Below are 11968 nucleotides of genomic sequence, written 5' to 3'. Positions count from 1 at the left end.
TTTGGCAATGATCGCCGCGATCTCGCCTTCGGTCAGGCGATAGCTTCCCCGATCGTACTTGTCGAATTTCACTGCCAGTTCGCGGACCGCGTCGTCACCCCGTGCCTCGATGTCCTTCAGCGTCGAAGCCACCACGGATGCGGTCTTGGCGTCGTCTTCGGCACGGTCGGTCTCTGACTTGCCGCGCTTGAGGTATTGCTTTGCCATTTTGCGTTCTCCCGCCCCGGACCTGATCCGGGGCCTCCTGGTTGGTGAGGTCCCGGGACAGGCCCAGGACGCGGTTTCACTCGGCGGCACACGGCGCGCCTGGCCGCGGGGCTTTGCGCAGGCCGCGGTCATAGGCCTCCCAGCCTTCGCCATTGAACAGATCGATGCCTAGCTGCGCCGCGACATGGACGAAATCGACATTCACCCAGTTGTCGACGATCTTGCCGTCGACAACTTTCCAGAAATCCATGTAGCGGATCTCGACCCGGCGGCCTGTCGGCGCGATGCCGAGAAATTCTCCGGAATGCGTCGCTTCCTGCCGGCCGAAGGCCGCGGCCCATTCGCCCATGTAGAGCCGGGCCTCGTCAATGCAGACCTTTTCGGAGAACGCCGCCTGAAACGGCCGCTGCCAATTGTCCTGAAATTCCTTCAGCCCGTACTTGGTGCCGCAGCCGGCATTACCCATCCAGCGAAAACCCGCGGAAAAGAACTCGCCGATGTCGTCGATCCGGTGATCGTTGAGACCGTCGACCATGCCTTCGATCACCGCGCGGGTCTCCTCGGTCTTGGTCATGTCGGTGTCGCGGGTCAGGACCGCTTGCTCGGGGCGGTTGTCGTTCATCTCGGATTGTCCTTCCTCATGTCTGGCGAAAACGGTTCGCGGACAAAGTGTCGATTCGCCGTCATCCGCGGGCGATCCTTTCCCCGGAGGCGGTATCGAACAGGTGGCAGATCCCGGCCGGGATGCGGGCATGCACGATCTCGCCGATCTCGGCACGGAACTCCTTGTGGGTCTTGATCGAGACCAATGCGCCGCCGAGCCGCCATGTGATCATCGTGGCCTCGCCCAGAAGCTCGATCGAATACATCGGCGCGGCGATCTGACCGCCGCCCCCGACGATCTCGGCATCCTCGGCGCGGAAGCCCAGCGTGATGTCGCCCGAAGGCCCGGTGGGCAGCCCCTCGACCCGGATGCCGTCGCCCTGGAACACGCCGTTTTCCAGCTTGCCCTCAACAAGATTCATCGCGGGCGAACCGATGAAGCTGGCGACGAAGGTGTTTGCGGGGTTGTCGTAGATGTCCGTCGGCGTGCCGACCTGCTGGATCCGGCCCTTGTTCATCACCACCACGCGGTCGGCCAGTGTCATGGCTTCGATCTGGTCGTGGGTCACATAGACGGTGGTGATCTTCAGCTTGGATTGCAGGTTCTTGATCTGCGCCCGGGTGCTGACGCGCAGCTTGGCATCCAGGTTCGACAGCGGCTCGTCCATCAGGAAGATGTTGGGTTTACGCACGATGGCTCGGCCTAGCGCCACCCGCTGGCGCTGGCCGCCTGAGAGCTCGGCGGGGCGGCGGTGCATGAAATCCTCGAGCTCGGTCATGCGGACCGCGTTCATCACCATTTCCTCGTGCTTCTCCTTGGGCACCTTACGGACGCGCAGAGGGAAGCGGATGTTTTCGTAGACCGACAGGTTCGGATAAAGCCCGTAGGACTGGAACACCATCGAGATGTCGCGGTCCTTCGGCTCCATCTTGTTGACGACCGTGTCGTCGAACAGGATTTCGCCCTCGGTCACGTCCTCCAGCCCGGCGATCATCCGCATGGTGGTAGACTTGCCGCAGCCTGAGGGGCCGAGCAGGACAAGGAATTCCTGGTCCGCGATTTCGAGGTCGAAGTTCTCGACGCCCACGAAGGCACCCCAACGCTTGTTGACGTTTTTCAGTTGCAGTCTGGCCATTGCAGAAGCCCCTTATCCCTTGACGGCGCCAGCGGTCAGGCCGCTCACGATTTGACGTTGAAAAAACAGAATGAGCACGAAGAGCGGCACGATGGCTGAGACAACGGCGGCGACGGCGTACATCACTTTGCCCTCTTCCTGCGTGGACCCCAAGAACGAGTTGATCTTGGGGATCATGGTCGCGTTCTCCTGGGTCAGCAGCATCGAGGTGACGGTGAAGTCGTTGTAGGCTAGCAGGAAACTGAACAGACCCGTCGTCACCACGCCGGGCCACATTACCGGGATGATCGCCAGCCGGAAGGCCTGGAACCGGGTGCAGCCATCGACCATCGCGGCCTCGTCCAGATCCTTGGGGATCGACAGGAAGAAGCTGTGCAGCATCCAGAGCGTGAAGGGCTGGTTGATCGCCACCAGCACGATGATCGTCGTGGGCAGGTAACCCCAGATATTGAGCTGAAAGAACGGCAGCAGGTAGCCCGAAACCAGCGTAACATGCGGCATGGCGCGGAACACCAGCGCGGCCATCAGCAGCCAGAAAGTGTATTTGAACCCCGAGCGTGCCAGCGCATAGCCGCCCAGCGTGCCCAGCGTGAGCGAGATCACCACGACCGAGAAGGTGACGAGGGCGGTGTTGAGCACCGCGCGCCAAAACTCCTGCTCGACCCAGGCGCCCTCATAACCCGCACCGGTGAAGGGACTGCCGTACTGGCGTTCGGTCACCGGTCCGGTGATCGCGTTCATCCAGTCGGCGCGGGAGAAGAAATCGGCCTCGACCTTGAACGAGCCCCACATGGTCCAGAGGAACGGGAAGGCGGCAATGACCAGCCAGAGAAGCACGAAGCCGGTCGACAGGGCCACAAGCGATGGTGGTTTCTTGTCGGCAAGATTGGACATGACGGCCCCCTCAGGTCTTGCGGTTGAATTCGCGCCAGTTGCGGCGCAGGACCGGCAATAGCAGGATGATGACGCCGAGGATGGTCAGCAGCGATGTCGCGGCGGCTGAGCCGAAGAGCGGCGACTCCGAGGCGCGCAGATCGTTGTAGATGAGGTAACTCAGCGAGGTGGCGCTGGCGGCGGCGGAGAAGCCGATGATCGGCTCGAACACCCGAAAGTTGTCCATCAACTGCATCAGCGCAATGAAGGTGGCCAGCGGCATCAGGTAGGGTACGATGACGAAGCGCACTCGCTCCCACCGGCTGGCGCCGTCGACCATGGCGCTTTCGATGGTGTCCTGCGGCACGGTCTGAAGCCCGGCGTAGAAGACGACGAAGGCAAAGGGCGCGGAGTGCCAGACGCCGTAAACGAAAAGCGTGATCCAGGTCAGCACCGGAGAAGCCTTGAGCGACAGTGACGGATCACCAAAGAGCGCCTGCAACCCGGCCCCGATAATGCCGCGGCTGTCGATCATCCAGTAAAGGACCAGCGAGCCGACGAGGGGCGTCACCAACATCGGCAGCAGGGAAAAGAAGATCACCGGCCCCTTGAGGAACTTCGGTATCGAATTGACCACCACGGCGATGATGAAGCCGAGGAGGATTACCAGCGGCGTCACGATGAAGGTATAGGCCAGGGTGAAGGTCAGCGCCTTGTAGAACGGCAGGTTCATGATCCTGTTGCGGATCTCGCCGAAGTTCTCGCTGGTAGCGAAGATCTCTCCGATCTCGTCAAAGGCAAGATGGCTAACGTTGGTATAGGTGGCCACGCCGTTGAACCGCCCGGCGGGCTGTTCTTCGCGTAGCTGCGCCATGGCTTGGGCGTCGACGCTGACTTCGGTGTCGCAGCCGAAGGGGCCGCAGGTCTCGGACTCGATCAGGATCTGCTCATGCTCGATGTAAAGCGACTGATACCCGACCGAGATGATCGGCAGCGCGATGAACAGAACCATTGCCAGAAGCGAGGGCCAGATAAAGGCCATGAAGGTCTTGTGTGGCATGGCTTTCCCCTTGCCGTGCCGAACTCCGGCACGAGGTCATCCGTCGTCGCGGAAGATGCGAGGCCGCCGCGCGGCGGCCTCTCTCAGGTGGTTTCTTAGTTCAGGAACCCGGCCTCTGTGGCCGCTGTCGTATAGGCCGCCTTGACGTCGGCCAGCGCCTGCTCGGCGCTTTCGCTGCCTTGCAGGAATTCAGACAGGTTGTCGCCGAGCGCCACGTGCAGCAGGCCCATGTAGGGCAACATCGGGTAAGGCTTGGCCTTGCCTTGAAGGTTGGCAATGACACCGTCGGCGGCCCGGGTGGGCTCGAACCCCTCGATCAGCCAGACCGCCTTGTCCATGTTGCCCTCGAGCACTTCGGGCGCGATACCGTGCATCATCGCGCGGAACGAGGCTTCAGCATCCTCGTCCGAGATGTTCTTGGCGATGGTGAACCCGTCCCACCACAAGGCGGCCGTGGGCGTTGTGCTGTCACCCAGCGTCGGCGCCGCGGCAAAGGCAGTGCTGGCGGCAATCTCCTGATCAGGTGCCTCCTCGCCGATGTAGTTGGCCGCGCGCGAGCCCCAGGCGACCGACAGCGCGACTTCGCCCGCTTCCCAGATCGGGGTCTGCGCGTTGCTGTCATAGGTTACGTAGTCGGGGCTCATGTACTCGGTCATCTTCTTCATCGTCTCGAGCACGGTGATGCCGTCCTCGTTGTCGATGGCAAGCTCGGCCGAACCGGGCTCGAAGAATTGGCCGCCGGTGCCGAGATAGAGGTTGATGAACTCCGCCGCGAGGTTCCAGCCAGGCATGAAGTTCGATGACAGGGGATACTCCCAACCTTCCTGTTGCAGCTTGTCGGCGGCGGCGAACAGTTCGTCATAGGTGCCGGGCACCTCGATACCGTGTTCCTTCAGCACGTCGTCGCGATAGTAGAGATGCTGCGCGTTCGCCATGAAGGCAATTGCCATGGTCTTGCCTCCGACGACGATCTTCTGGCTGTCGAGAAGCTGGTCGCCCCATTTCTCGATATAAACGTCGAGCGGGCGGATCAGGTCGTCGGACAGCAGCGGAACGATCGAGCTGGTCGCAACCACGGCAACCGTATAGGTGGCCGGGTCGGCGCTGAGGGCCGGCACCTGGATGTTGCGGTGCTCGGTGGTCTGGTTGGCGGTGACCTCGACACTGTTCGTCGCACATTCGGCGGCGCGGTCGTTCACTGCGGACAGCGCCGGAAAGTCGTTCGACAAGATGCGGACCGAGCCGCTTTCGATGCCGCAATCAGCCCATGCGCCGCCAGCCGATGCAATCAACGCGGCAGCCGCGACCGATGCCTTGATCCTGAAATTCATTCCGATCTCTCCCGTCAGAAGTTCGCGCGCCTTCCAGCCTCCCGCCGGGGCAACGTCACGTGGTTTTCCGCTTTGCGCACCCGAGGCGACGCCAAGCTTGAGGAGCATCATACTAGCAAATGAATACGTTTGCAATATTTTCTTTCCGGCGGCAGAATGCGCCGTGAAGGAGATCGACATGACCGAAGACATCACCGCATTGAAGGCTAGGTTTCACATCGGCCTTGCAGCACTTTGCGACGCCGGGCCCGATAGGCTGGGCGCGCAGGCGGAGGCTCTGTATCACCCCGAGGTCGAGGTTCGCGCCGCGCATCCGATCAATGAAGGCAAGGGGTTGGAGTTTCTCGCAACCTCGCTTTACGGGCCGCTGATGGCGTCATTCCCCGATCTGGAGCGACGCGACCTGATCGTCATGGGTGGGCGTTACGAGGGCCGCGACTACGTGGCGATGATGGGCCACTACTGCGGCACCTTCCGCGAGGATTGGCTGACCATACCCGCCACCGGGCGTCCGGTCTATCTTCGGTACGGAGAGGTGCATGAGGTGCGCGATGGGCGAATCATACAGACCAACTGTCTCTGGGACGTGCTCGACGTGATCCGGCAGGCGGGCTTCTGGCCGATTGCGCCCAGCCTGGGGACCGAAGGCATGTGGCCCGGCCCGATTACGGCCGACGGGCTGCTGCTGACCCCGCAAGACCCGGCTCAAGGTGCTGCCAGCATTGCACAGACCCTTGCCATGCACAGCACATTAGCCGCTTATAATGATTTCGGAGATGCCGGGCGTGAGGGCCTGCTGACCATGCCTCAGAAGGATCACTGGCATTCCAAGATGATGTGGTACGGTCCCTCGGGTATCGGCACGACCCGGGGACTTCAGGGATTCGTCGATTATCACCAATTGCCCTTTCGGCGCGCCTTTCCTGGTCGCAAGGGAGGCGGGCAGTGGGAACAGATCGCAGACCAGAAGGCGCGCTACGGCGGCGGACATTATATCCGAGTCGGTGACGGCGCCTATTCCGTGACCGGCGGCTGGCCCAGCGTCTTTGCCCTGCACACCGGGCCGGATTTCCTTGGCGTCGGCGCCACCGGGAAGCCCGTCACCATGCGTGTGATGGATTTCTACCTCCATCATGAGGGGCTGATCCGCGAGAACTGGGTACCGCTCGATATTCTGGCTCTGCTGATACAGATGGGTGTGGACGTGCTCGACCGATTGCAGAGCCAGTTTCGGCGCGGGCGATGAGAACGCGGGATTGCAAACCTATGCAAATCGCGGCGCGATGCTGTGGGTTGCGACCCCAACTATTCCCGAAGCGGCCTCGCGCTGAAGTATTAGCGGCAGTCTTGGGCGTTCGACTGCAAGTTACGGGACAAGACTTCGTCCCATCCTCACCAAATCCGATGATCCGCCTGTACCTGAAGAGCTGCTGCGCAGCGCGCGGAGCGGGGCAGGGTTGCTCGAGCCAGCTATCAAATCCGACCGCTCCATGCACCTTCGTCGGGCCATGCGGGCGGTTACCTTCGCGATGGCGCTCCGCGCTGTCCGCGGTGAACCGGTGCACGCGCTTCAGAGTCCGAGACCAGAAGTGAGGCTGTTCTGCCTCGCCGTCCTCGCGTTTGTCCAGGCTCGTTCACTGCTCAGGGCAGCAATGTTCAGCACGGGTATCGATGACTTCGCGTATGCCGCCCTGCTTTGAACCTACGAAAAGGAGCCCCGACTCCTCGCCACGATTGGTCGGATCGCGGAGCGAAGCCGGAGAATGGCTCTACCTCCGGAGGCGGAACCTCATAATTAAAGGCAAGAAATGCCGCTCAGCGCGCCGTGTCTCACCTATAAAGACTCTGCCTCAATTTGTGTGGCGGAACGGTAGCATTCTCGCCCGCAACAATTCTGGACTGGCTCGGCCATACATGGCGCGTTTGAGGGTCTTCAGGCGATTGATCTGACCTTCCGCCTGGCTGTTGCTCCAGGACATCTCGATGGCGTTTTTCACGGAATCGTAGTCCCGGTTCAAGGTGCGGGCAAAGCGCACGATTGGCGCCAAGTCGGTTTCAATCGCGTCGTCGATCCACGCAGGCAGTGAGTCTGCCACCCTGCTGCGCAGGATACCGTGGAACCGCATGGCGAGGCTGCGCATCGTTGCGAAGGCGGGAGAACCGGCCTTGAGCGCGTCGACTTTTCGCACCTGATCCGGGGTGAGCTTTCCGCGGGGCTTGATGCACAGCGCGGCCGCGATGACTGGGGAAATCGTGTGACCAGTGCGTGACGCCCGCCGCGTCGCAAGCGTCGAAGACAGCGTGGCATTGCTCGACCGTGGCATCGCCGTAAGCACCTGCGAAAGACATTGCCCCGATTCCGAATTTCGAGACCTCGGGGCCGTCCCGCCCAAGTCATTTCATCTGCAACGCCCTGATACCCTTCGTGCTGCCGGTTTGGATCGGTCCGAGTTCTAGCGCGCCGCTCAGGGATGAAAAGCCTTGCGAAGATATGATCTTGCCTGGGCTTGACAAAAACTTAGATACCTAAGTATTACCGACGCAACACACCCAACCCGGCCATCGCGTGCGGGTTCCGGAGGAGCCAGAGGGGATTGCATGGACGATCTGAACATGAAGGTTGCGGCCCGTCGCGCCCTGACCGAACACATCTGCGAATTCACGCTGGAGCCGGTGGACGGCGGCGAACTGCCGGGCTTCACCCCCGGCGCACACCTGACCATCGAGACGCCGTCGGGCGCCATGCGCCGCTATTCGCTGGTCAACGACGGCGATGCGCCCAAGCAATACGTCATCGCCGTGAAGCACGAGGCCAACTCGCGCGGCGGGTCGGCGTCTATGCATGACGGGGCTACCGAGGGCACCGAGATGCGAGTTAGCCCGCCGGAGAATACCTTCGAGTTGACCGAGGCCGACGATTACCTGCTGATCGCGGGCGGCATCGGCGTGACACCGATCTATGCCATGGGCCAACATCTGGCGCGCGAGGGCAAGCCGTATCGCGTGATCTACTGCACCCGCACCGCCGGGGACACGGCATATCTGCAGGAGATGACCGAACTGTTCGGCGACAATCTGACCATTCACCACGATGGGGGCGACCCCGATGAGGTGTTCGATTTCTGGGACGAGTTCGAAGTGCCGAAGAATATGAAGGTCTATTGCTGCGGCCCCGCGCCGATGCTTGAAGAAATTGAGGCAATTTCCGGCCACTGGCCCGAAGGACGAGTGATCTTCGAGGATTTCAAGCCCGTCGAGGTTGTGCGCGCCGACGACGTGGCCTTCGACGTGAAGCTCGCGAAGACCGGCAAGACCGTGACCGTGCCCGAGGACCGGTCCATCCTTGAGGCGATCCGCGACGCGGGCGTGCCCACGGTCAGCTCTTGCGAAAGCGGGACCTGCGGCACCTGCAAGACAAAGCTCATCGCGGGCGAGGTCGATCACCGCGACATGGTGCTGATGGACCACGAAAAGGACGGCACGATCATGATTTGCGTGTCCCGGTCCAAGGGTGGCGAGGAGCTGGTTCTTGACCTCTGAGCCGGTGCGCCTTGGCGTCGTCGGGCTAGGCCGGGCCTTCATGCTGATGCTGCCCACCTTTCGCAACGACGATCGCGTGCGGCTGGTGGCGGCCGCGGCCCCCCGCGCCGAAAGCCGCGACGCCTTCGTGGCCGAGTTCGGCGGGCGCGGATATGCAACGATCGAGGAGCTGGCCGCGGACCCTGAGCTGGAGGCCGTCTATATCGCTACGCCGCACCAGATGCATGGCGATCACGTCGCGGCCGTGGCGGCCGGCGGCAAACACATCCTCGTCGACAAGCCGCTGGCCGTGACGATGAAGGACGCCGACCGCATGGTGGCCGCCGTGGAGGCCGCAGGAGTGCATCTGATCGTCGGGCCGAGCCACAGTTTCGACCCGCCGGTGGCGCTCGCGCGTCGGATGATCGCGTCGGGCGATCACGGCCACGTCCGGATGGTTCAGGCGTTCAACTATACCGATTTCCTCTACCGTCCGCGCCGCCCCGAGGAATTGCGCACCGAGGAAGGCGGCGGCGTGCTGTTCAGCCAGGGGGTGCACCAGATCGACATCGTGCGGCTGCTGTGCGGCGGGCGGGCGCGCAGCGTCTATGCCATGACCGGCGCGTGGGACCCCGCGCGACCGACCGAGGGCGCCTACACCGCGATACTGGATTTCGAGGGCGGCGCCTTCGCCAGCCTGACCTATTCGGGTTACGCGCATTTCGACAGCGACATCTGGATGGATGACGTGGCGGAGCTGGGCGGGCGCAAGGACCCGACCAAGTATGGCGCCGCGCGGCGCGCCTTGCGCGATCTGGATCCGGGCGCCGAGGCGCGGCTGAAACAGACCCGCACCTATGGCGAGGGGGCCGAGCCGCCTGTGCCCGACGCGAACGAGCATTTCGGGCCGATCATCATCAGCTGCGACCGGGCCGACTTGCGCCTGTCGCCCGGCGGCGTCGAGTTGTTCGGCGACGACGCGCGCAGCTTCATCAAGGCGCCGCTGGACCCCGCGCCGCGCAAGCCCGTCATTGACGCGCTCGTAGATGCGGTGCGCGAAGGCCGCGCCCCCGCCCAGACCGCGCGGTGGGGCCGTGCCAGTCTTGAAGTGTGCCACGCGATCCTGACATCGGCCGACCAGCGCCAACCTGTCACCCTGACCCGCCAATGCGGAATCGATACCGAGGAGACCCAGACTTGACCGACATTTCCCTTTCGATTGCCATGGGCAATTACGACCGCACCCGCGCCATCGTCGACGGCCGCGTGAAGATCGACGGCGTCGATCCCATCCCGATGCTGCTGTCGCCCGAAGAGATGTTCTTTCGCGCCTTCCGGCACCAGGCCTTCGACGTATCGGAACTGTCGCTGTCGTCCTATTCGATCTCGGTCGCGCGGGGCGACGCGCATTACGTGGCGATCCCGGTGTTCCTGAGTCGCGCGTTTCGCCACACCTCGGTCTATATCCGCACCGACAAGAGGATCGACCGGCCAGAGGACCTGAAGGGCAAGCGCATCGGCATCGCCGAATATCAGCTGTCGGCCAATGTCTGGGTGCGCGGCATCCTTGAGGAGGATTTCGGCGTGAAACCGTCAGACGTGACTTGGGTGCGCGGCGGCATGGACACGCCCGGCCGCCCCGAGAAGATCAAGGTCGACCTGCCGTCGGATGTCGAGGTCGTCGCCGCGCCCGAGGGCGCGACGCTGAACCAGATGTTGGCCGATGGCGAGATCGACGGCTTCATCGGCCCGCGCTGGCCGCGCTGTTTCGCCGAAGGGCACCCGCATGTGGGGCGGCTGTTTTCCGACAGCGTGGGCGCGGCCGAAAATTTCTATTCCCGCACGAAGATTTTTCCGATCATGCACGTGCTCGGCATCCGCCGGTCCATCGCCGACGCGCATCCCTGGCTGCCCGGCGCGCTGCTTAAAGGGTTTTCGCAAGCCAAGGCGCTGGCGCAGGAGGCGTTACAGGACACCTCGGCCACCAAGGTCACTATGCCCTTTGTCGAAGACAACCTAAACCGCGCGCAGGCCCTGATGGGGACGGACCCTTGGACTTACGGCCTGCCCGGTAACGAGCACGTGCTGGACCGTTTCCTGTCCTATCACCACGCACAGGGCCTGTCGCCGCGCCGCGTCGCGGTCGACGAACTGTTCCATCCGGCAACGCACGAAGCTTACAGCCTGTGAGGAGGATACCATGACCGACTTCAAACCCGGCGACGTGATCGAGATCGACGTCTCGGGCCGCAAGGCCCATGTGCAACTGACCCATCTGCATGCGAGCTATCCGCCCGTGGTGCGCGCCATCAAGGGCCTGCACGAAGGCGGTGCGGGCGATGCGACCGCCTTGGCGGGGGGACCCACGGAATTCGTGGCGATGATCCCGCTGCAAACCGCGCTGGAGCGCGCGGGCGCGTCCTACACCAACCTTGGGCAAGCCGAGATCCCCGAGGAGCATCGCGACTTTCCGACCTTCCGCACGCCCATCCGCGACAAGCAGGGCAACATCGTTTACTGGTGGTTCTGGGATGGGCGGGGCCTGAGCTACGACACCGAGCTCGACGCCACCGCCGCCAAGCTGCCCATGCGCGAAGTGATGACCGGCCAGCGCCTGTTGGCACTGCTGTCGGACGCCTGAGCCGCCCCTTTCAATCCAAGACAGACAGAGGGACCGGCCATGCCGCATGAAACCCCGCCCGCTCCGCAGCAGGTTCTCCCCGCCCGGACCGACCTTTACCACGGCGGCGCCTGGCACGCGCCGCTGTCGGGCCGTCGTGCCGACACGCTGAACCCCGGCACCGGCGCTGTGCTGGCCAGCGTCGCCGATGCGGGTGCCGATGACGTTGATGCCGCCGTAGCCGCCGCGCAGGCGGGGTTCTTGGAATGGCGCGACGTGGCGCCGTTGGAGCGGGCGCGCATCCTCAAGGAAATCGCCCGCCTGCTACGCGCGAATGGCGACGAACTGGCTATGATCGACGCGGCAAATTGCGGCAACCCCTATACCGAGATGCGCGGCGACGCGACCATCGCCGCGACGCAGATGGAGTTCTTCGCGGGCCTCGTGACCGAGATGAAGGGCGACACCATCCCGATGGGCCCCAACCGGGTGAACTTGACCCTGCGCGAGCCGATGGGCGTCGTCGCCCGCATCCTCGCCTTCAACCACCCGTTCATGTTCTGTGGCGGCCAGCGGCGCAGCCATCTTGCCGCCACAGAACATGAACGGGTGGTTGAAG

At 63.2% G+C, this 11968-nt stretch carries 11 protein-coding genes and 2 pseudogenes; 6 read left to right on the top strand and 7 right to left on the bottom strand.

Annotated features, from left to right (window positions below; all coding sequences use genetic code 11):
* From A3728_RS05105 to A3728_RS05080, 6 genes and pseudogenes are all read right to left on the bottom strand, one after another.
* A pseudogene (locus A3728_RS05105) lies at positions 1–207 on the bottom strand (histidinol dehydrogenase); the annotation flags it as partial.
* A gap of 76 nt (positions 208–283) precedes the next feature.
* On the bottom strand, positions 284–829 hold the full coding sequence (locus A3728_RS05100) for an ester cyclase (protein WP_067920844.1): 546 nt from the start codon (positions 827–829) through the stop codon (positions 284–286).
* Between the two features lie 61 nt (positions 830–890).
* Entirely contained in the window at positions 891–1946 is a 1056-nt protein-coding gene (locus A3728_RS05095; protein ID WP_067920842.1) for an ABC transporter ATP-binding protein, read from the bottom strand.
* A 12-nt stretch (positions 1947–1958) separates the two neighbouring features.
* Complete coding sequence (locus tag A3728_RS05090; RefSeq protein ID WP_067920840.1) at positions 1959–2840, bottom strand: carbohydrate ABC transporter permease; 882 nt, start codon at positions 2838–2840, stop codon at positions 1959–1961.
* A gap of 10 nt (positions 2841–2850) precedes the next feature.
* A complete protein-coding gene (locus tag A3728_RS05085; RefSeq protein WP_067920838.1) occupies positions 2851–3879 on the bottom strand; it encodes a carbohydrate ABC transporter permease in 1029 nt (342 codons plus the stop codon).
* A 95-nt stretch (positions 3880–3974) separates the two neighbouring features.
* Positions 3975–5390 carry an ABC transporter substrate-binding protein gene (locus tag A3728_RS05080; RefSeq protein ID WP_330220261.1) on the bottom strand — a complete coding sequence of 472 codons (1416 nt, stop codon included), beginning with the start codon at positions 5388–5390 and terminating at the stop codon, positions 3975–3977.
* On the opposite strand from A3728_RS05080, the gene A3728_RS05075 reads away from it, so the two are divergent.
* Positions 5389–6456 (top strand): nuclear transport factor 2 family protein, encoded by a 1068-nt coding sequence (locus A3728_RS05075; RefSeq protein WP_067920836.1) that lies wholly within the window; start codon positions 5389–5391, stop codon positions 6454–6456. The genes A3728_RS05080 and A3728_RS05075 overlap by 2 nt on opposite strands.
* A gap of 604 nt (positions 6457–7060) precedes the next feature.
* Here the strand turns inward: A3728_RS05075 and A3728_RS05065 are convergent.
* Positions 7061–7486, bottom strand: a pseudogene (locus A3728_RS05065) (ISL3 family transposase); the annotation flags it as partial.
* A 322-nt stretch (positions 7487–7808) separates the two neighbouring features.
* Here A3728_RS05065 and A3728_RS05060 point away from each other — a divergent pair.
* From A3728_RS05060 to A3728_RS05040, 5 genes are all read left to right on the top strand, one after another.
* Complete coding sequence (locus tag A3728_RS05060) at positions 7809–8750, top strand: PDR/VanB family oxidoreductase (protein ID WP_067920831.1); 942 nt, start codon at positions 7809–7811, stop codon at positions 8748–8750.
* A complete protein-coding gene (locus A3728_RS05055; RefSeq protein ID WP_082850960.1) occupies positions 8740–9930 on the top strand; it encodes a Gfo/Idh/MocA family protein in 1191 nt (396 codons plus the stop codon). Before A3728_RS05060 ends, A3728_RS05055 begins: the two co-directional genes overlap by 11 nt.
* A complete protein-coding gene (locus tag A3728_RS05050) occupies positions 9927–10919 on the top strand; it encodes an ABC transporter substrate-binding protein (protein WP_236628138.1) in 993 nt (330 codons plus the stop codon). Before A3728_RS05055 ends, A3728_RS05050 begins: the two co-directional genes overlap by 4 nt.
* Positions 10920–10929: 10 nt before the next feature.
* Positions 10930–11370 carry a hypothetical protein gene (locus A3728_RS05045; RefSeq protein ID WP_067920830.1) on the top strand — a complete coding sequence of 147 codons (441 nt, stop codon included), beginning with the start codon at positions 10930–10932 and terminating at the stop codon, positions 11368–11370.
* 39 nt (positions 11371–11409) lie between these two features.
* On the top strand, positions 11410–11968 hold a 559-nt coding region (locus tag A3728_RS05040; protein ID WP_150120652.1), incomplete at its 3' end, for an aldehyde dehydrogenase family protein.

This window comes from Sulfitobacter sp. HI0040 (genome assembly GCF_001634885.1).
In the GTDB taxonomy this organism is placed as follows: domain Bacteria; phylum Pseudomonadota; class Alphaproteobacteria; order Rhodobacterales; family Rhodobacteraceae; genus Sulfitobacter.
The sequence above is the reverse complement of the archived record's forward strand: the minus strand, read 5'-3'. Positions and strand labels throughout refer to the sequence as shown.